The sequence below is a fragment of the Mesorhizobium sp. M0816 genome (assembly GCF_040320005.1).
In the GTDB taxonomy this organism is placed as follows: domain Bacteria; phylum Pseudomonadota; class Alphaproteobacteria; order Rhizobiales; family Rhizobiaceae; genus Mesorhizobium.
In genome coordinates this window covers 59,143-76,693 of sequence record NZ_JAMYOT010000008.1, presented here as the reverse complement: position 1 = coordinate 76,693, position 17,551 = coordinate 59,143, and the positions used below count along the sequence as shown (strand labels likewise).

Sequence of the window (17,551 nt, the reverse complement as noted above, 5' to 3'; positions counted from 1 at the left end):
CGGAAGATCACAAAAAAGCCCGCTTGAAAGCGGGCTTTTTGTTTTGGATGCCAGACCTATTCCTCTTCGTCGGCGTCCTTGTCCTTCGACTTCAGCGCCGAAAGCTTGGCGAAGACGGCGTTGGCGTCAAGTTCGCGGTCCTCGTCCTTCGGCTTTTCGGGCGCCGGCACCAGCCGTTCGGTCAAGGCGGCCGGCAGCAGCGTATCGCCGACCGGCTGCGCCTGCTCGCGGCCGCGCGAGGCGCGGTTGATTTCCATATCGAGGTCGATCTGCGACGTCAGGCCGAGCGTCACCGGATCCATCGGCTGGAGATTGGCGGAGTTCCAGTGCTTTCTGTCGCGGATCTGGTCGATCGTCGACTTCGTTGTGCCGACAAGGCGGGCAATCTGCGCATCCTTGAGCTCGGGATGGTTGCGCACCAGCCAGAGGATGGCGTTGGGCCGGTCCTGGCGCTTCGACAGCGGCGTGTAGCGCGGACCCTTGCGTTTGGATTCCGGCACCCGCACCTTGGGATCGGAGAGCTTCAGCCGGTGGTTCGGGTCCTTCTCGGCGCGCGCGATCTCGTCGCGAGTGAGCTGGCCGGTCATGATCGGGTCCATGCCCTTGATGCCTTGCGCCGACTCGCCGTCGGCGATCGCCTTGACCTCAAGCGGATGCAGTCCGCAGAACTGCGCGATCTGCTCGAAGGAAAGCGCTGTGTTGTCAACCAGCCAGACGGCGGTCGCCTTTGGCATCAGCAGCGTATTGGCCATTACAAAAATCCTTCTCGTTCGCCCGCGTTCCCGCGCGGGCGGTGGTTTAGAGCCACCAAAATGGGAAAATCGCGGTCTATATAACCGCTCGCTCGCCGTTTCGCAATGTTTTTGGCAGGCGCGCGTCAAGGACGGCACGGCAGCGCGACCAGCAGACCGCGAAGGGTCGGCAGATGACGCCATGCAGTCGAAAAGCTTCAAAAAGACAAAGCCCGCCAGACCAAGGTCGGGCGGGCTCGGAACCGGCGACGGAAATCCGTCTGCTGCGGCTCTGGCTTCTAAAGCTTGATCCCGAACCGCGGCTCGGCGTTGCCGAAAAGCAGCGCCCGGTCTTCGGGCGGGATCGTGCTCGAGATCAAAGCCCTTTGCGGGCGATTCTCTCGATGTCGCCGCGGTTGATGCCGAGGTCGTTGAGCTGACGAGCATTCAGCCGGTTCAGTTCGCGCACGGTTTCGTTGTACATGCGCCAGTTACGGAAAGCGCGGATCGGGTTCATGATAGTCCTCCATCGTTTTGATGCCGCGTAAATAGGCATCGGCGATGAAAAATTGAACAGACGCTTTTGCATGGCCGCAATGCGTTTGTTGCATTGCACCGTTAAACTTTCGTTCAGCCTGTTTGCGGGCCGTCAGGCGACATCGAGCACAATCTTGCCGATGTGCTCACCCTCCTCCATCCGCTCATGCGCCCGCCACGCTTCCTTGAGCGGGAAGATCGTATCCATCACCGGCGCAACCTTGCGCGTGCCGAGCAGCGGCCAAACCTGCGCCTCCAGCGCAGCCGCAACTGCCGCCTTGAACTCCACGGTGCGTGGCCTGAGCAGCGATCCTGTGTGCACGAGCCGCTTGGCCATGATCTTGAAGAAATCGGCGCTCGCCACCGTCCCGCCCTGCGTCGCGATCTGGACGATGCGGCCTTCCATGGCTGCAGCCTCATAGTTTCGCGCCACATAGTCGCCGCCGACCATGTCGAGGATGACATTGGCACCCTTGCCGCCGGTTGCCTCCTTGACTGCGGCGACGAAGTCCTCCTCGCGGTAGTTGATCGCCCGGTCGGCGCCGAGCTTGAGGCAGGCGTCGCATTTCTCCTTGTTGCCGGCGGTGGTGACGACATAGGCGCCGAAAGCGGCAGCAAGCTGGATCGCCGTGGTGCCGATACCCGACGAGCCGCCATGCACGAGCAGGGTCTCGCCGCTCTTCAGGCCGCCGCGCTCGAAGACATTGTGCCAAACAGTGAAGTAGTTTTCCGGCAGCGCCGCCGCTTCGGTGTAGGTAAAGCCGGCGGGCAGCGGCAGCACGCTGCCGGCGTGCACTCTGACATATTCGGCATAGCCGCCGCCCGCCGTCAGCGCACAGACCCGGTCGCCGACGCGCCAGCGCGATATCTCGTCACCAAGGGCAGCGACTTCGCCTGCTGCTTCCAGGCCCGGCAGATCCGACGCTCCCGGCGGTGGCGGATAGGCGCCCTTGCGCTGTTGCACGTCCGGCCGGTTGACGCCGGCGGCCCGCACCCGGATCAGGATCTCGCCGGGACCGGGAACCGGTACGTCGCGGGTTTCCGGTTTCAGCACCCGCGGCCCGCCCGGTTCCGATATGGCGATCGCCATCATCTTCGCCGGAATTTTCTGTGCGTTCGCCATGAATTTTCCCGTCGTGCTCCGCCGGTTTCTCGTGCCAGCTCTTGCCCGCCATTTGCATCCATACCCTTGCCCTATGTATGCTCATTGGCAAATCAGGCAAATGGGCAATCACGGAGGAGCGACGATGGCGATCTTCGACGACGAACCCAAGAAGAAAGCGCGCCCGCACGAGATCGGGCAGGATCTGTCGCTGCTTTCCGTCGACGAATTGTCCGAACGGATCGGCATCCTGCGCGACGAGATCGCCCGGCTGGAAGCCGAGCTCAAGACCAAGGGCTCGACCAAGTCGGCGGCAGAGGCGCTGTTTCGCCGCGGGTAGTTACTGCGGGTAATGCCAAAAGCTCGGGCACGCCGCCGAAAAGCCCGAATGCCGCTGTCTGCAGACTTGTGCCCTAAACCCCAGCCGGATTGAAAAATGTTCGCAAGCTACAGACCGATCCTCTCGCTGCTGCGCGGCACCGCGTTCCTGTTGGCGGCATCCGGACTGCACGGTCTGCTGTTGCCGCTGCGCGGCCAGGTGGAGGGCTTCTCGACGGCATCGCTCGGCCTGATGGGCACGGCTTGGGCCGGCGGCTTCGTCACCGGCTGCTTCTTTGCGCCACGCATCGTGCGCCGCGCCGGTCATGTCAGGGCTTTCGGCGCCTTTGCCGCATCGGGAGCGATCGTCGCACTGCTCACCGGCCTGATCATCGACGAATATACCTGGATCCTGCTGCGCGCCTTCACCGGCTTCACCATGGCCGGCGCCTTCATGGTCATCGAAAGCTGGCTCAACGAGAAGGCCACCAACGAAAACCGCGGCACCGTCTTCGGCCTCTACATGATGGTCACCTATGCCTCGATCATGGGCGGTCAGATGATCGTTGCCGGCGGCGATGTGAGATCGGCGTCGCTGTTCATGATCACCGGCATTCTGTTCTGCCTGTCGCTGATCCCGACGGCGGTCTCGACGGCGTCTCACCCCAAGCCGCTGCAGGACGTGTCGCTTGACGTCAAGGGGCTCTACGTCAATTCGCCGGTGTCGGCGATCGCTTGCGTGCTGATCGGCATCGCCAACGGCGCCTGGGGTACACTTGGTGCCGTCTATGGAGCGCGCATCGGCATCTCGACAGCCGAGATCGCGCTGATGATGAGCCTCGTGGTCATCGCTGGTGCCGCCATGCAGCTTCCGGCCGGGCGGCTCTCCGACACGACGGACCGTCGTTTCGTGCTGGCGGGCGCGGCCTTCGGTGCTGCGCTGTTTGCCATCGCCATCTTCCTGTTCGAACCGCGCTCCGGCGTCTTCGTCATCGTCTGCACCGCCGCCTACGGCGCCTTCGCCTACACGCTCTATTCGATCGCGGTGGCGCATGCCAATGACCATGCGCGATCGGAGGACTTCGTCAAAGTGTCGGGCGGCCTGCTGCTGCTTTATGGCTTCGGCACGATGATCGGTCCGCTGGTGGCCGCCGGCCTGATGGGCTGGATGCGCCCTGAGGGGCTGTTCCTGGCCACTGCGCTCGCGCATCTCAGCCTGGCTGGCTATACGCTGCTGCGCATCAGCCGTCGCGCGCCGGTGCCGATCGAAGGCCGCGATGCCTTCAAGACCCAGCCCGCCGATCGCTCGGTGACGCCGGAAGCGTTGCGGCTCGACCCGCGCAGAAAAGCTGAAGCCGACAGTTGAGATTCGAGGCGCTTTGCCCCACAAATAAGGCATGATGCTTTCCGACGCCTTCATGGCGATTGCCGATCCCAACCGGCGCCATCTCTTGGAAGAGCTCCGGCGCGGACCGAAGACCGTCAACGAATTGGCATCCGGCTTGCCGGTGTCCCGCCCGGCCGTTTCGCAGCACCTGAAGGTGCTGCTTGATGCGGGGTTGGTCAACGCCAAGCCGGAAGGCACCAGGCGCGTCTATACGGTCAGCAATGCCGGCTTCCTGAAGCTCAACATCTGGCTTGACCAGTTCTGGGATGCGGAGCAGCTCGGTTCACCCGGAAGTTGAGGGGCATCGTCAGCGCGTCGAGCAACTATGCAGCATCGGGCCTAGAGCAATTCCAGGAAAAGTGTGAAACGGTTTTCCGTACGGAATTGCGCAAAAACAAAGAGATAGAGCGGTTCGGCGTTTCCGTGAAACGATGAACCACTCTAGCCATTGTTGTAGGGGAAGAGCTTGAAATACGGCTGCGCTTCCTCGATCACACGGGCAACCGAGGGGCGTTGCAGCAACCGGTCGTGATAGCGCCTGACCGCAGGATATTCGTCTCCGAACGGCTCGACCTTGTTGGCGTAGAACAGCGCGGGGGCGGCAGCGCAGTCGGCCATGGTGAAGCTCGCACCCACCGCCCATGTCCTCGACTGCATGTCCTGTTCAATGATGGCGTAGGAGCTGCGCAGCTGGGCGCGGGCCTGCTCGACGCCGAACGGATCGGTCTTGCCCTCCGGCCGCAGCCGGTCGCCAACGATCTTCTGCATCGGTTCCTGGACGTAGAAGTCATAGAAGCGGTCGGCAAGCCGGGTCTGACGGGCGAGATCGAGATCGCCGGGGATCAGCTCGACCGGTCCGGGATAATACGCGTTGAGATATTCGATGACGATCGTCGATTCCGGCACGGTCCGGTCCAGCGCCTCATCGCGCAGCACCGGCATCTTGCCGGCCGGCCACAATTTCAGGAACGCCGCGCGCGACTGTTCGTTGCCGAGATCGACGACGACCGATGTGAATGGCGTGCCGTTCTCATAGAGCGCGATCAGCGGTTTCCAGCAGAAGGAGGCCAGCGGATGAAGATGCATCGTCAGGGACATTTTTGCTCCTATCTTTGGTGCTTCGTCTCGCGGGCATCCGGTGTCAAGGTTCGGCCCGCTGCTACGTGGCCCGGCTGTGGGCGACGATCGCATCGATGATCGCGGCCCAATCGTCGGGATGCAGCTCGTGGCCGCCGCCCTCGATCCGGACCAGTCTTGCACCGGCGACCGCGTCGGCAAGAGCGGCGCCATGCTCGGCTGGAAAGATCGGATCGTCGGTGCCGTGGATAACGAGGAGCGGAATCTTCATCTCGTGCAGCCGCCCCGTCCAGTCCTCGCCGCTCCGATCTTCGCCGCCCTTGAGCATGAAGTGATTGGTCGCGCTGAGAAAGCCGCCGGACCGGTCGTAGTCCTGTTCCACGAACGCTCTCGTCCGCGCCTCATCGAACGGATGCGCGGTGCCGGCGAGCGCACGCGCGTTTTTGACCATGAAATCGACCGCTTGGCCACGGTCAGACCAGTCGACCTTGGCGCCTTCGGCCGAATGTTTCCTATAGGCCTCGGTGGTTCCGGGCAAATGCGACGTATCGATGCCCAGGGGCGAGCTGCTGATCACCGTCAGCGAATTGACACGCGGCGGGTATTTCAACGCAACGAGCTGCGCGATCATACCGCCCATCGACATGCCGACCACGTGCGCCTTTCGGATTCCCTGGTCGTCAAGGACGCGGACGGCATCGTCCACCATGTCGTCGAATGTATAAGGCGGCTCGCCCGGCGCGTATTTGGTCGAACGGCCGGTATCGCGATTGTCATAGCGGATCACGAAGCGACCCTCGCCGGCCAGCTTCCGGCAAAACGCTTCGGGCCACCAAAGCATGGAAGCCATCGCGCCCATGATCAACAACACCGCCGGATGGGCCGGATCGCCGAACGTCTGGGATACGATTTCGGGGTGTTCGGCGTTTCTCATGACTTTCCTCCTTGGGCTGCAAATCCGATTGCAAGTTGCAATCAGTTGCACGATATTAAAACCGATACGATAGTGCAACCGGTTTTTGGAGATTCGCATGAACATCGATCGTCGGTCCGGATGCCCCATCAACCTGTCGCTCGAAGTGTTCGGTGACCGGTGGAGCCTGATCATCCTTCGCGACATCATCTTCGGCGGCAGACGCCACTTTCGCGAACTGCTCAACGGCTCGATGGAGGGCATCGCCTCCAACATCCTCGCCGACCGGCTGAAGCGGCTGATGGAGCTCGGCATGCTGACCAAGGCGGACGATCCCTCCCACAAGCAAAAGGCGATCTACAGCCTGACCGAAATGGCGATTACGCTGGTGCCGATCCTGGCGCATCTCGGCGCCTGGGGCCGCGTCTGGCTGCCGGTCAGCGAAGAGCTCTCTATCCGTGCCGAGCTTCTGGAAAAAGGCGGCCCGCCGATGTGGGATAAGTTCATGAACGAGTTGCGCCACGAGCATCTGGGTGCGTCTCCCGCCCCATCTGGACCCACCGTCCGCGCGACTTTGCAGGCCGGATACGATGCGGTAGTCGCCCGCAAGGCGGAGCGAGTCGGCTGCGATCCGGCGCCATGACCAACTTATTTTCCCAATTGCGGGCTGGCTCTGCTATCAAGGGACTGAAGATAATTTACGGATTGGATAACGCTCTTGGTCGAGAACTCTAAGGACACTGCCCGTGCGCGGGCCGATTTGCGTTTCAAGAAACAGGAAGAGGCAGCCACGGTTCGCCAGAAGGCGATGGCGGAATATGTCGCCGAGAGCGACGCTCGCCAAGCCAAGACCAACAAGCTGCGGGCGCTGCGCCTCGCCAAGGAAGCGGAAGACCTGGCCAATGCGCCTCCGGCCCCGGTGAAGAAGCCTCGCGCCAAGAAGAAATAGGCCGGCGCTCCCAGAATGCATGCTTCCTTTCGCACGCGAAACAGTTCACTCGGAGTCTGTTCTGCCGGTTGATAACTGGCGCGTTTAGGAGACGGCCATGACCGCACTGACGCTCGACAAAGCCCTTGAAATCATCGCCGCCGCCTTTGCCAAGGGTGCCGAGCTCAAGCTCAGGCCGCTTGGCGTCTCGGTGCTCGACGCCGGCGCCCATCTGGTCGCGTTCCAGCGTCAGGACGGCGCCTCTTTCCTGCGTCCGCAAATGTCGGCCGGCAAGGCCTATGGCGCGCTCGCTATCGGCATGGGCTCGCGCCGGGTGGAAGCTTTCGCCAAGGAGCGCCCGCATCTGATCGCCGGCGTCTCCGACGTGTCGGGCGGGCGCGTCCTGCCGGTCGTCGGCGGCGTGCTGATCCGCGACAACGCCGGCACGATCATCGGCGCCATCGGTATTTCCGGCGACACGTCCGACAATGATGAAACGGCAGCCATCGCCGGCGTCGAGGCGGCTGGCTTCACCGCTGACCCGGGCTGAGTCGGGATCCTTAACTCATATTGATGTCGCGGGTGGCCGACCGCATCGACACCGAAAAGCCGGCCAGCACGTCGATCAGCGCTATGACCATCAGTGTGAAGAAAACGGAATGGGCGGCGCCCTTCACCAGCAGGAACTCGACCAGATAGGCCACAAAGACGAAGGTCGACAAAAGATGGTCCATGATCGAGGCATTTGTCGTGCGCGTCGACTTCACCACTTCGACGAACAAGAAGATCAGTGCGATCAGCACGATGAGGTCGCCGAGGGTCATCGAGAACACGCCACCCGACATCATCCGGACCGAAAACATTTCGGTGGCCCACGGATCGTCGCCGCTGCCGAATATTCCCAGAAGCCCAAGATTGTAGAGGATGAAAGGCACGATCAGCAGCGGGATGGCACCGAACATGTGGCGGCTCCGGTTGGACTGATCTTTGTAGAGTGCGCCCGGCGTTCGCCGTCAAGAATTTTCGTGCGGCCGATAAACACGGACAAAGACGGCGTGAAACAACAATGTCAGGCCCGGCTGATAGATCAGTTGTCGCAAACGCAAAAAGACCGGCCAATGGCCGGTCGTTTCGCAACCCAATAAACCGTCGAAAGCTCTATCAGCTTTCCTTCGGCTCCAGAACCTGGCGACCGCGATACATGCCGGTCTTCAGGTCGATATGGTGCGGACGGCGCATCTCGCCGGAGTTCTTGTCCTCGACATAGGTCGGGGCCTTCAGTGCGTCGGCAGAACGGCGCATGCCGCGCTTCGACGGAGAGGTTTTTCGTTTCGGAACGGCCATGGATATGCTCCACTACATGGTCAAAACGCCCCGGCGGCCCTCGTGAAAGGGCCACATCAGGGGCCGGAATCTGAGAAAGTCGGGTGCCTATACACGCCCGACAGCGTTTTGGCCAGCGTCGCCGTGTTTTTTTTTGACACTATCGCAGGCAACCGACATAGGCGCCGGCGCGGCCGGCGCGCCGTTCGATCAACGCGGCAAGCCGTCTCAGTCCCGGCCCGGGCTTCGCCGGATTGCGCACGATCGGATTCGGCAAGGTGACGGCAAGCAGCGCTGCCTGCCGCCGCGACAGCTGTTTTGCCGAGACGCCGAAATGATGCTGGGCGGCGGCCTCGATGCCGTAGATGCCCGGTCCCCATTCGGCGATGTTGAGGTAGATCTCCATGATCCGCCGTTTCGACAGCACCGCATCGAAATAGACGGCCAGCGGCAGTTCCACGACCTTACGGACCGAGCCCAACGGCCGCGACCATAGATAAAGATTCTTTACCGTCTGCATGGTGATGGTCGAGGCGCCACGTGTCATCTCGCCGGCGAGCGCATCGTCGACGACGCCGCGCAACTCGCCCAGATCGACGCCGCGATGGAAACAGAATTGCCCGTCCTCCGACATGATGACCGAATATGCCAGCACCGGCGCGACATCGTCGATGGAAACCCAGCGCCGATCGTAGCCAGAAAACGTCGCCAGGTCCTTCAGCATCAATGTCGACACCGGATGCACGAATGTCGGCAGGTACAGGAAGGTCAGCACCACCGGCACCAGCGCCAGCACGACCGCGACGGCGATGCCGCGCCGGACCCAGCGTTGAAGACCGATGCGGCTGCCGCGTCTCGGTCTCGCCATGTCCAACCCTTCGGTTTCGTGATCGACGATCGGTTCCGCCAAGCCACCCAGTCCGCGCTACTCCCTGCCCCCGGCATAATGGCGCTTGGCTTCTTGCGCAACGTCTGAGTGTCGGCTACCGCTCCCGACCATGACGAAAGACGACCAAATGGCGTTCGAAGCTGCACTTATTGCCCGGGCAGTTCCGCTCGAGGCGCTGCTGAGGCGGTTGCTCGACGGACGGACGCTTTCGGGCGAGGTCGCGCGGCCCGAACGCCTGATGGCGGCAATGCGACATGGCGTGCTGAACGGCGGCAAACGACTGCGTCCCTTCCTGGTCATGGAAAGTGCTGCACTGTTTTCAGCCGACGGCGAGGCGGCGCTGCGCGTCGCGGCGGCGCTCGAATGCGTGCACTGCTATTCGCTCATCCATGACGATCTGCCGGCCATGGACGACGACGATTTGCGCCGCGGCCAGCCGACCGTGCACAGGGCTTTCGATGAGGCGACCGCCATTCTTGCGGGCGACGCCTTGCTGACACTTGCCTTCGACATCCTTGCCGACGAGGCGACAATGCTGCCGGCCGAGCGCAGGGCAACGCTGGTGCTGGCACTGGCCCGCGCCGCCGGGGCGGGAAGCATGGTCGGCGGCCAGATGCTCGATCTCGAAGCCGAACAAAGCCGGCCGGACGAGGCCGGCATCATCCGGCTTCAGGCGATGAAAACCGGTGCGCTGATCCGCTTTGCCTGCGAAGCGGGCGCTATCCTTGCCGGCGCGCCGTCGGGCGACCGCGAAAGGCTGGCCGAGTTCGGCTCGGCGATCGGGCTTGCCTTTCAGCTTGCCGACGATCTGCTCGACCTGACCGCCGACGCGCATCAGATGGGCAAGGCGACCGGCAAGGATGCCGCGGCCGGCAAGGCGACGCTGGTCGCGCTGCACGGACCGGACTGGGCGCGGGGCCAGCTCCATGGCCTCGTTGACCAGGCTCATGCGTTGCTCGAACCTTTTGGCGAGCAAGCTGCGCTTCTGAAACAAGCGGCGCAGTTCGTAGCGGCCCGCAACAATTAAGCGCGCCCCTATGGCGCGCCGGAGAATTGGCGACTGATCGGCCGGACGCCCTCGCAACCGGCCGATCGGGATCATTTCCGGCGATGTCGGACCACATGGACCCGCCACACCAGTTGCCGAGCCATTCTTCAGCCTCGCGGCAGGGTTCCGCGGCTCGGGTGGACAGCGGTCAGCCTTCGCCAGTTGTCTTTTCCACTACGGGCTGCGGAACCGGTCCCATCTCGGCCGCCGCCTCGACCGCCTGCGCCTCGGCCGGCTTGCGCCGGTTGCGGATGAAGGCGGCGATGCGGTCGCGGATTTCGCCGGCGCTGAGGAACACCGGAACGCGCGCCACCGGCGCGGTCGGCTCAAAGGACAGGCCAAGGCCGGTGATCCTGCCCTTGTCGTCGACGTCGCGGACGATCAGCTCGATCGGACCGAGTAGCACGCGGTCGGCGTATTCGGCGTGGCCGCCGAGCCGCGTAGTGACCAGGTCGCCAATGCTGAGCTTGCGTTCCGCTTCGGTCAGGCCCGGCGCGTAGGCGGTCTCCAGTTCCTCGGCGGGGCGTGACGGATCGACGGCGAAGGCCCCGAAGAAATCCGCGTCCTCGGGATCGACCACGGCACGGCTGGCGAACAGCTTGTCGAGCAGGCGCGGATAGCGGTCCGGCACGAAGATGTAGACATGGTCGCCGGCCGCGAGCCGGCCCATATCCTGGAAGCGCATCGAGCGTCCGTCGCGCAGCACCAGCGACGGCCGCGCCCAGCGCGGAATGCGTTCGCCGCGCGCCACCGGGCTGCCAGGTGCCACGCGGTAGGCGAGAAGCTCATGATGGGCGGAGCCCGGCAGTTCCAATTCGACCTTGTCGAGCGGTCCCAGGCGGGCCGGCACGATAAGGCCGAGACGGCGCGCCAGCGGCCCGACGGTCCATCCCTGGATGATCAGCGAGACCAGCACGATGATGAAGGCAGTGTTGAAGATGAGGCGGCCGTTCTCAAGACCGCCGAGCAGCGGCGTGATGGCAAGCAGGATCGACACGGCACCACGCAGGCCAACCCACGAGACGAAGGCGACTTCCGGGCGTGGCAGACGGAACGGCACCAGGCAGAGCCAGACGGCGATTGGCCGTGCCACAAATACCAGGAACAGGCCGAGCAGCACTGCCGGCACCAGGATCGCCGGAAATTGCGAAGGCGTCGCGAACAGGCCGAGGATCAGGAACATGATGATCTGCGCCAGCCACGACATGCCGTCCTGGAAGCGCTTGAGGATGGTGACGGCCCGGATATCGGAATTGCCGGCAATCAGGCCTGCGAGATAGACCGCCAGGAAGCCGGAGCCGCCGACGGCACCGGCGGCAGCGAACACCATAAGCGACAGCGTCAGCACGAAGATCGGCAGCAGGCCGTGATCGAGATTGAGGCGATCGACAAGGCGCACGATGGCCATGCCGCCGAGAATGCCGATGACCGCGCCGAGCCCCATATTGACAAGGAAGCCGACGGCAAGATCGGTGACCAGCACCTTGGCCTCGGGGTGGGTATTGGCGGCGATGACCTCGACCAGCGTGATGGTCAGGAAGATGGCGATCGGGTCATTTGTGCCGGATTCCACCTCGAGCGTGGACCGCACGCGCTCGCGCAAATTGATCTCGCCGGCGCGCAGCAGGAAGAACACCGCCGCGGCGTCGGTCGAGGCGACGGCGGCACCGAGCAGGAAGGATTCCAGCCAGGTCAGGTCGAGCAGATAATAGGCGGCGGCGCCGAAGAGCCCGGTGGTCAAAAGGACGCCGAATGTGGCCAGCGACAGCGCCGGCCCGGCCGCCTGCCGCAAGGCGTTGAGCGGCGTGCCGAAGCCGGAATCGAAAAGGATGACCGCCAGCGCCAACGAGCCGGCAAAATAAGCAACTCGGGCATTGTCGAAATGGATGCCGAGACCGTCGGTTCCGGTGGCGAGGCCGATGCAGAGAAACAGCAGCAGGAGAGGGGCGCCGAAACGGAAGGCGATCAGGCTTGAAAACGCGGCGGCAACGACAAGTGCTGCGCCAACGAGCGTCACAAGATAGATACCATGCTCCATTCGTTGGTCGCCCCTAGTCGATATGCTCCGGCATCACGGGAGAGTGGGGCGAAGACATGGCCGCTGCAAGGCAGCAGCGTGGCTTTTTGCCCCACGCTGCCGATCGTCGAAAGTTTTGGCACCCCCGAGCAGCGGAGCGTGCCTCGGCGGTTCGTGCTGCAATGAAAAACGCCCGGACTGAGCCGGGCGTCTCCAGGTCGAGAAGCTGGCTCTGCGATCAGGCGATGGTCTTGCCGAAGGCGACGGCGGTATCGCCCATGCGGTTGGAAAAGCCCCACTCATTGTCGTACCACGACAGCACCGAAACGAAGTTGCCGTCCATGACCTTGGTCTGGTCGAGCGCCACGATCGAGGAATGCGGATCATGGTTGAAGTCGATCGAAACATTGGGGTGACGGGTAACGGCGAGGATGCCCTTCAGCTTGCCGTTCGAGGCGGCGATCACCGCGTCATTGATCTCCTGGACGGTGGTCGGCCGCTTGGCGATGAACTTGAAATCGACGAGCGAGACGTTCGGGGTCGGCACCCGGATGGAGATGCCGTCGAGCTTGCCCTTGAGTTCGGGCAGTACCAGGCCGATGGCCTTGGCAGCACCGGTCGAGGTCGGAATCTGCGACAGCGCGGCGGCGCGGGCGCGGTAGAGGTCCTTGTGCATGGTGTCCAGCGTCGGCTGGTCGCCGGTGTAGGAATGGATCGTCGTCATCATGCCCTTCTCGATGCCGACCGCCTCATTCAGCACGGCCGCCAGCGGCGCCAGGCAGTTGGTGGTGCAGGAGGCGTTCGAGATGACGATGTGGTCCTTGGTCAGCTTGTCGTGATTGATGCCATAGACGACGGTGAGATCGGCGCCCTCTGCCGGAGCGGAGACGAGAACGCGCTTGGCACCGGCGGTCAGATGGGCGACGGCCTTGTCGCGGGCGGTGAAGATGCCGGTGCATTCGAGCGCGATGTCGATGCCAAGCTCCTTCCAGGGCAGTTGCGTCGGATCCTTGATCGCGGTGACCTTGAATTTTTCCTTGCCGACGATGATCTGGTCGCCGTCAACCGTCACCTCATGCGGAAAGCGGCCATGCACGCTGTCGAAGCGCAGCAGATGGGCGTTGGTCTCGACCGGGCCGAGATCGTTGACCGCGACGACGTCGATATCCTTGCGGCCGGATTCATGGATGGCGCGCAGGATGTTGCGGCCGATGCGGCCGAATCCGTTGATGGCAACTCTGACGGTCATTGTTCTCTCCCTGGGAGTTGGAGGCCGAAGATCAAGTCCGCAGCTTCATAACGGCGGACGGGCAAAGAATCCAGCCGCCGAGGCGTGGATTTAAATCGATTAGTGCTCCACCGCCCGGCAAAACCGCTATGCCAGCCTTTGCCGGGCGGGGCTCACTTTCATTTGCCATGCAGACGGGCTTCCGCCGCCTTCACCGTTGCCTCGGCTGTGATGCCGAAATGCGGGTAGAGCTGTTCGATGGTGCCGGAGGCGCCGAAGCCGGTCATGCCGACAAAGATGCCGTCGGTGCCGATGAAGTGATCCCAGCCCTGACGGATGCCGGCTTCGATGGCAATCTTGAGCGGCGCATTGCCAATCGTCCTGCTGCGATAGTCGGCGCTCTGCTTGTCGAACAATTCGAAGCACGGCACCGAGACGACGCGGGTCGCGTGGCCGTGCTTTTCCAAGGCCTCGCGGGCGGCCAGCGCGATCTCGACCTCGGAGCCCGAAGCGAAGATCGTCACCGCCGCCTCGCCACTGGCGGCGGCAAGTTCATAGGCGCCGCGGCTGGAGAGGTTTTCCGCAACGAAGTCGTTGCGTACCGTCGGCAGGTTCTGCCGGGTCAGCGCCAATGTCGAAGGCGTCTTTTCCGACTCAATGGCCAACTGCCAGCATTCCGCGGTTTCCACCGCGTCGGCGGGGCGGAAGACATTGTGGTTCGGAATGGCGCGAAGTGCTGCCAGATGCTCGACCGGCTGATGGGTCGGGCCGTCTTCGCCAAGGCCGATGGAATCATGGGTCATGACGAAGATCGAGCGGATGCCCATCAGCGAAGCAAGCCGCATCGCCGGACGGGCATAATCGGAAAAGCACATGAAAGTGCCGCCGTAGGCGATAATGCCGCCATGCAATGTCAGCCCGTTGAGCGCGGCTGCCATGCCGTGCTCGCGAACGCCGTAATGAACGTAGCGCTGGCCGTAATCGTCGGCGGTGATGTTCTTGGTCTGGCTAGTCTTGGTGTTGTTGGAGCCGGTCAAATCGGCCGAGCCGCCGATGGTTTCGGGCACGGCGCCGTTGATGACCTCCAGCGCCATTTCCGATGACTTACGGGTGGCGACCTTCGGCTTGTCGGCGACGAGCTTCTTCTTGTAATCGCCAATGACGGCGTCGAAGTTGGCCGGCAGCGTGCCACTGATGCGGCGTTCGAACTCTGCGCGCAATTTGGCATCAGCCTTGGCAAGCCGGCTTTCCCAGTCGGTGCGCGCCTTGACGCCGGTCCGCCCGGCGGTACGCCATGCGTCGAGGATATCGGCCGGAACCTCGAAGGGCGGATAATCCCAGCCGAAGAATTTTCTGGCGCCAGCGATTTCCTCGGCGCCGAGCGGCGAGCCATGCGCCTTGTTGGTGCCGGCCTTGGTCGGCGCGCCGAAGCCGATGGTCGTCTTGCAGGCGATCATCGTCGGCTTGTCGGAGTGGCGGGCCGCTTCGATGGCATAGGCGATCGCTTCCGGGTCCTGGCCGTCGATATGGCTGGCATTCCAGCCGGACGCCTGGAAGCGGGCGACCTGATCGGTGTTATCGGCGAGCGACACCGGGCCATCGATCGAGATGTTGTTGTTGTCCCAGAAGACGATCAGCTTGTTCAGCTTCAGATGCCCGGCAAGCGCGATGGCTTCCTGGGATACGCCTTCCATCAGGCAGCCGTCGCCGGCCAGCACATAGGTGTAGTGGTCGACGAGATCTTTGCCGAAAGCGGCATTCATGATGCGCTCGCCGAGCGCGAAGCCGACCGAATTGGCAAGGCCCTGGCCGAGTGGGCCTGTCGTCGTCTCGATGCCGGCGGCATGGCCGTATTCCGGGTGGCCCGCCGTCCTCGACCCCAATTGGCGGAACTGCTTGATCTGGTCGATGGTGATGTCTTCGTAGCCGGTCAGATAGAGCAGCGAGTAAAGCAGCATCGAGCCGTGGCCGGCCGACAGGATAAAGCGGTCGCGGTCCGGCCAATGCGGGTTTTTCGGATCGTATTTGAGAAAGCGGGTGAACAGCACCGTGGCGATGTCGGCGCAGCCCATGGGCAGTCCGGGGTGGCCGGAATTTGCCTTCTCGACGGCGTCCATGGCGAGAAAACGGATCGCATTGGCCATCCGGTCATGTTGTTCGCGCGAGGTCATGCTTCCTCCAAAATGGGGGTTTGGGCCTTGGGAAAGCCCTTGAAAAGGGTGCGCGACACATAGCAGGCGCGGCCTTTTAGTCAACAAATCGGTGTGCTTTTGCCGGTCTTGTGATGGCCATGCGCGACTTACATTAGCGTTAGCAGGGGACAGTCGCGACAGCTTTATTGACGTGCGGTTCACACGACGCGTAATATTTCAGGGATAACGCGTTCTGAACGTGGATGATTCGGTGATGGGCAGGGCGCAGGACGAAAGCCATGACCGGGGAAACGACCCTCAAAGAAGTCATTGCCAGGCTGGGTAAGGCCATCGAAGGGCTGGAAAACGCCGTCGCGGCCAAGCTCGAGCACGAGCGGGACTATTCGGAAGCCGAGGCCGAAGTGCAGCGGATGAACGCCGACCGCTCGCGGCTGGCGCAGGAACTCGACAATTCCGAGGCCCGCGCCGAACGGCTGGAAGATGCCAACAAGGAAGTGTCGCGAAGGCTGGTGACAGCCATGGAAACCATCCGCGCGGTACTGGACAGGTAGGCTAATGGCACAAGTCACGGTTTCCATTGACGGCAAGCAGTATCGGATGGCCTGCGACGAGGGCCAGGAAGAGCATCTGATCGATCTTGCCGAGCGCTTCGACCGCTATGTTTCGCATCTGAAGGATTCTTTTGGCGAGATTGGCGACCAGCGGCTGACCGTGATGGCCGGCATCATGGTCATGGACGAGCTTTCGGAACTGCAAAAGCGGGTCAAGGGCATGGAAAGCGAAGTGCTGACGCTGCGCAAGACGCGCGACGACGCACTGACCAAGGCCGACAAGAACGATTCCGCGCTGACCGGGGCGCTCGGCGCGCTGGCCCAGCGCATGGAAGACCTGGCGACGACGCTGGCAGTGAACAAGGCCTGAGCCAGCGCAGCGAAAATTCCTGCGGCATTTGCCGAGAAGCAATGAAAATATTTCGCCGCCGGCCTTGATGCCGGCGCAACAGGCATTTGAAGGATGACGCCGGAGTGATAGAAAGGCAAAAGCAGCGCCGGTCAACGCCGGCTGCGATCTGCACTCACAGGGTAGGGACACGCCATGAGCCTTCGTATCAACGATATCGCACCGGACTTCACCGCTGAGACCACGCAAGGACCGATCAGCTTCCATGAATGGATCGGCGACGGCTGGGCAGTATTGTTCAGCCATCCGAAGAACTTTACGCCGGTTTGCACGACCGAACTCGGCACGATGGCCGGGCTCGAAGGCGAGTTCAGGAAGCGCAACGTCAAGATCATCGGCATCTCGGTCGATCCCGTCCAAAGCCATGAAAAGTGGCAGAACGACATCAAGACCGCGACCGGCCATTCGGTGAACTACCCGCTGATCGGCGACAAGGATCTCAAGGTCGCCAAGCTTTACGAGATGCTGCCGGCGGGTGCCGGCGAGAGCTCGGAAGGCCGCACGCCGGCGGACAATGCCACGGTGCGCTCGGTCTACGTCATCGGGCCCGACAAGAAGATCAAGCTGGTTCTCACCTACCCGATGACGACCGGCCGCAACTTCGACGAAATCCTGCGCGCCATCGATTCCATGCAGCTGACCGCCAAGCACCAGGTGGCGACGCCGGCGAACTGGAAGCAGGGCGAGGACGTCATCATCACCGCTGCCGTCTCGAATGAAGATGCCATCAAGCGTTTCGGCGCCTACGAGACAATCCTGCCATATCTCAGGAAAACCAAGCAGCCTTCCGCCTGAGCAGGCAGAGGCGGCACGGAGAATTTTCGGTTTTCTTGGCCGTATGAGCATGGGGTGCTTGACGGCGCCTGGTTGACGGACAACCATGCCTTTCATTTGCCGTGGCAGAGAAAGTCATTCCTGCCACGGTGAGGATCAAGGGGGC

Annotated in this window: 21 protein-coding genes; 10 read left to right on the top strand and 11 right to left on the bottom strand. The window is 62.7% G+C overall.

Features of this window, described 5'->3' with window-relative positions; translation table 11 throughout:
- Positions 1 to 56 precede the first annotated feature (56 nt).
- The 3 genes from NKI17_RS14325 to NKI17_RS14315 all read right to left on the bottom strand — a co-directional run bounded on the left by NKI17_RS14325 (position 57) and on the right by NKI17_RS14315 (position 2,391).
- Positions 57 to 752, bottom strand: a complete 696-nt coding sequence (locus tag NKI17_RS14325; RefSeq protein WP_292655650.1) for a DUF1013 domain-containing protein — start codon at positions 750 to 752, stop codon at positions 57 to 59.
- Positions 753 to 1,107: 355 nt separating this feature from the next.
- Positions 1,108 to 1,248: a DUF1127 domain-containing protein gene (locus NKI17_RS14320; protein ID WP_023678493.1), complete on the bottom strand. Its 141-nt coding sequence runs from the start codon at positions 1,246 to 1,248 to the stop codon at positions 1,108 to 1,110.
- A 132-nt stretch (positions 1,249 to 1,380) separates the two neighbouring features.
- The gene (locus tag NKI17_RS14315) at positions 1,381 to 2,391 is read right to left on the bottom strand and encodes an NAD(P)H-quinone oxidoreductase (protein WP_036238914.1); all 1,011 of its coding nucleotides are present in this window, start codon (positions 2,389 to 2,391) and stop codon (positions 1,381 to 1,383) included.
- A 124-nt stretch (positions 2,392 to 2,515) separates the two neighbouring features.
- On the opposite strand from NKI17_RS14315, the gene NKI17_RS14310 reads away from it, so the two are divergent.
- From NKI17_RS14310 to NKI17_RS14300, 3 genes are all read left to right on the top strand, one after another.
- Positions 2,516 to 2,710, top strand: coding sequence for a DUF1192 domain-containing protein (locus NKI17_RS14310; protein ID WP_023678495.1), 195 nt, complete (start codon positions 2,516 to 2,518; stop codon positions 2,708 to 2,710).
- A gap of 96 nt (positions 2,711 to 2,806) precedes the next feature.
- Positions 2,807 to 4,054 (top strand): MFS transporter, encoded by a 1,248-nt coding sequence (locus NKI17_RS14305; protein WP_023678496.1) that lies wholly within the window; start codon positions 2,807 to 2,809, stop codon positions 4,052 to 4,054.
- Between the two features lie 31 nt (positions 4,055 to 4,085).
- Positions 4,086 to 4,373, top strand: a complete 288-nt coding sequence (locus NKI17_RS14300) for an ArsR/SmtB family transcription factor (protein ID WP_023678497.1) — start codon at positions 4,086 to 4,088, stop codon at positions 4,371 to 4,373.
- A gap of 143 nt (positions 4,374 to 4,516) precedes the next feature.
- On the opposite strand, the gene NKI17_RS14295 is transcribed toward NKI17_RS14300, so the two are convergent.
- A complete protein-coding gene (locus NKI17_RS14295; protein ID WP_352457946.1) occupies positions 4,517 to 5,173 on the bottom strand; it encodes a glutathione S-transferase family protein in 657 nt (218 codons plus the stop codon).
- 61 nt (positions 5,174 to 5,234) lie between these two features.
- Complete coding sequence (locus NKI17_RS14290; protein ID WP_352571983.1) at positions 5,235 to 6,086, bottom strand: alpha/beta fold hydrolase; 852 nt, start codon at positions 6,084 to 6,086, stop codon at positions 5,235 to 5,237.
- Between the two features lie 97 nt (positions 6,087 to 6,183).
- Here NKI17_RS14290 and NKI17_RS14285 point away from each other — a divergent pair, with 97 nt between their 5' ends.
- The 3 genes from NKI17_RS14285 to NKI17_RS14275 all read left to right on the top strand — a co-directional run bounded on the left by NKI17_RS14285 (position 6,184) and on the right by NKI17_RS14275 (position 7,543).
- The gene (locus NKI17_RS14285) at positions 6,184 to 6,708 is read left to right on the top strand and encodes a winged helix-turn-helix transcriptional regulator (protein WP_352451127.1); all 525 of its coding nucleotides are present in this window, start codon (positions 6,184 to 6,186) and stop codon (positions 6,706 to 6,708) included.
- Between the two features lie 75 nt (positions 6,709 to 6,783).
- Positions 6,784 to 7,014 (top strand): hypothetical protein, encoded by a 231-nt coding sequence (locus NKI17_RS14280; protein WP_023678501.1) that lies wholly within the window; start codon positions 6,784 to 6,786, stop codon positions 7,012 to 7,014.
- A gap of 97 nt (positions 7,015 to 7,111) precedes the next feature.
- The gene (locus NKI17_RS14275; protein WP_023678502.1) at positions 7,112 to 7,543 is read left to right on the top strand and encodes a GlcG/HbpS family heme-binding protein; all 432 of its coding nucleotides are present in this window, start codon (positions 7,112 to 7,114) and stop codon (positions 7,541 to 7,543) included.
- A 10-nt stretch (positions 7,544 to 7,553) separates the two neighbouring features.
- Here the strand turns inward: NKI17_RS14275 and NKI17_RS14270 are convergent, their stop codons facing one another.
- The 3 genes from NKI17_RS14270 to NKI17_RS14260 all read right to left on the bottom strand — a co-directional run bounded on the left by NKI17_RS14270 (position 7,554) and on the right by NKI17_RS14260 (position 9,235).
- Entirely contained in the window at positions 7,554 to 7,955 is a 402-nt protein-coding gene (locus tag NKI17_RS14270) for a hypothetical protein (RefSeq protein ID WP_023678503.1), read from the bottom strand.
- 199 nt (positions 7,956 to 8,154) lie between these two features.
- Entirely contained in the window at positions 8,155 to 8,337 is a 183-nt protein-coding gene (gene rpmF / locus NKI17_RS14265) for a 50S ribosomal protein L32 (protein ID WP_006203806.1), read from the bottom strand.
- 139 nt (positions 8,338 to 8,476) lie between these two features.
- The gene (locus tag NKI17_RS14260; RefSeq protein ID WP_031212144.1) at positions 8,477 to 9,235 is read right to left on the bottom strand and encodes a biosynthetic peptidoglycan transglycosylase; all 759 of its coding nucleotides are present in this window, start codon (positions 9,233 to 9,235) and stop codon (positions 8,477 to 8,479) included.
- A gap of 79 nt (positions 9,236 to 9,314) precedes the next feature.
- Between NKI17_RS14260 and NKI17_RS14255 the strand changes: the two genes are divergently transcribed.
- Positions 9,315 to 10,232 (top strand): polyprenyl synthetase family protein, encoded by a 918-nt coding sequence (locus NKI17_RS14255; protein WP_352457948.1) that lies wholly within the window; start codon positions 9,315 to 9,317, stop codon positions 10,230 to 10,232.
- 169 nt (positions 10,233 to 10,401) lie between these two features.
- Here NKI17_RS14255 and NKI17_RS14250 read toward each other — a convergent pair whose 3' ends face one another.
- From NKI17_RS14250 to tkt, 3 genes are all read right to left on the bottom strand, one after another.
- A complete protein-coding gene (locus NKI17_RS14250) occupies positions 10,402 to 12,291 on the bottom strand; it encodes a potassium/proton antiporter (RefSeq protein WP_352571982.1) in 1,890 nt (629 codons plus the stop codon).
- A gap of 217 nt (positions 12,292 to 12,508) precedes the next feature.
- Positions 12,509 to 13,519: a type I glyceraldehyde-3-phosphate dehydrogenase gene (gene gap / locus NKI17_RS14245; RefSeq protein ID WP_023678507.1), complete on the bottom strand. Its 1,011-nt coding sequence runs from the start codon at positions 13,517 to 13,519 to the stop codon at positions 12,509 to 12,511.
- A gap of 158 nt (positions 13,520 to 13,677) precedes the next feature.
- Complete coding sequence (tkt, locus tag NKI17_RS14240) at positions 13,678 to 15,669, bottom strand: transketolase (RefSeq protein WP_352571981.1); 1,992 nt, start codon at positions 15,667 to 15,669, stop codon at positions 13,678 to 13,680.
- Positions 15,670 to 15,929: 260 nt separating this feature from the next.
- Here tkt and NKI17_RS14235 point away from each other — a divergent pair, with 260 nt between their 5' ends.
- The 3 genes from NKI17_RS14235 (at position 15,930) to NKI17_RS14225 (ending at position 17,406) form a co-directional block, all read left to right on the top strand.
- Positions 15,930 to 16,202, top strand: a complete 273-nt coding sequence (locus tag NKI17_RS14235; protein ID WP_006200774.1) for a DUF4164 domain-containing protein — start codon at positions 15,930 to 15,932, stop codon at positions 16,200 to 16,202.
- A 4-nt stretch (positions 16,203 to 16,206) separates the two neighbouring features.
- On the top strand, positions 16,207 to 16,572 hold the full coding sequence (locus tag NKI17_RS14230) for a cell division protein ZapA (RefSeq protein ID WP_023678510.1): 366 nt from the start codon (positions 16,207 to 16,209) through the stop codon (positions 16,570 to 16,572).
- A gap of 174 nt (positions 16,573 to 16,746) precedes the next feature.
- Complete coding sequence (locus NKI17_RS14225; RefSeq protein ID WP_023678511.1) at positions 16,747 to 17,406, top strand: peroxiredoxin; 660 nt, start codon at positions 16,747 to 16,749, stop codon at positions 17,404 to 17,406.
- Positions 17,407 to 17,551 lie beyond the last annotated feature (145 nt).

Coding starts and splice junctions, on each gene's coding strand:
- NKI17_RS14300 (WP_023678497.1), top strand. CDS start 4,086: ATGATGCTTTCCGACGCCTTCATGGCGATTGCCGATCCCAACCGGCGC.
- NKI17_RS14255 (WP_352457948.1), top strand. CDS start 9,315: ATGACGAAAGACGACCAAATGGCGTTCGAAGCTGCACTTATTGCCCGG.
- NKI17_RS14250 (WP_352571982.1), bottom strand. CDS start 12,291: ATGGAGCATGGTATCTATCTTGTGACGCTCGTTGGCGCAGCACTTGTC.
- NKI17_RS14305 (WP_023678496.1), top strand. CDS start 2,807: ATGTTCGCAAGCTACAGACCGATCCTCTCGCTGCTGCGCGGCACCGCG.
- NKI17_RS14230 (WP_023678510.1), top strand. CDS start 16,207: ATGGCACAAGTCACGGTTTCCATTGACGGCAAGCAGTATCGGATGGCC.
- rpmF (WP_006203806.1), bottom strand. CDS start 8,337: ATGGCCGTTCCGAAACGAAAAACCTCTCCGTCGAAGCGCGGCATGCGC.
- NKI17_RS14320 (WP_023678493.1), bottom strand. CDS start 1,248: ATGAACCCGATCCGCGCTTTCCGTAACTGGCGCATGTACAACGAAACC.
- NKI17_RS14270 (WP_023678503.1), bottom strand. CDS start 7,955: ATGTTCGGTGCCATCCCGCTGCTGATCGTGCCTTTCATCCTCTACAAT.
- NKI17_RS14315 (WP_036238914.1), bottom strand. CDS start 2,391: ATGGCGAACGCACAGAAAATTCCGGCGAAGATGATGGCGATCGCCATA.
- NKI17_RS14290 (WP_352571983.1), bottom strand. CDS start 6,086: ATGAGAAACGCCGAACACCCCGAAATCGTATCCCAGACGTTCGGCGAT.
- NKI17_RS14285 (WP_352451127.1), top strand. CDS start 6,184: ATGAACATCGATCGTCGGTCCGGATGCCCCATCAACCTGTCGCTCGAA.
- NKI17_RS14310 (WP_023678495.1), top strand. CDS start 2,516: ATGGCGATCTTCGACGACGAACCCAAGAAGAAAGCGCGCCCGCACGAG.
- tkt (WP_352571981.1), bottom strand. CDS start 15,669: ATGACCTCGCGCGAACAACATGACCGGATGGCCAATGCGATCCGTTTT.
- NKI17_RS14325 (WP_292655650.1), bottom strand. CDS start 752: ATGGCCAATACGCTGCTGATGCCAAAGGCGACCGCCGTCTGGCTGGTT.
- gap (WP_023678507.1), bottom strand. CDS start 13,519: ATGACCGTCAGAGTTGCCATCAACGGATTCGGCCGCATCGGCCGCAAC.
- NKI17_RS14225 (WP_023678511.1), top strand. CDS start 16,747: ATGAGCCTTCGTATCAACGATATCGCACCGGACTTCACCGCTGAGACC.
- NKI17_RS14295 (WP_352457946.1), bottom strand. CDS start 5,173: ATGTCCCTGACGATGCATCTTCATCCGCTGGCCTCCTTCTGCTGGAAA.
- NKI17_RS14235 (WP_006200774.1), top strand. CDS start 15,930: ATGACCGGGGAAACGACCCTCAAAGAAGTCATTGCCAGGCTGGGTAAG.
- NKI17_RS14275 (WP_023678502.1), top strand. CDS start 7,112: ATGACCGCACTGACGCTCGACAAAGCCCTTGAAATCATCGCCGCCGCC.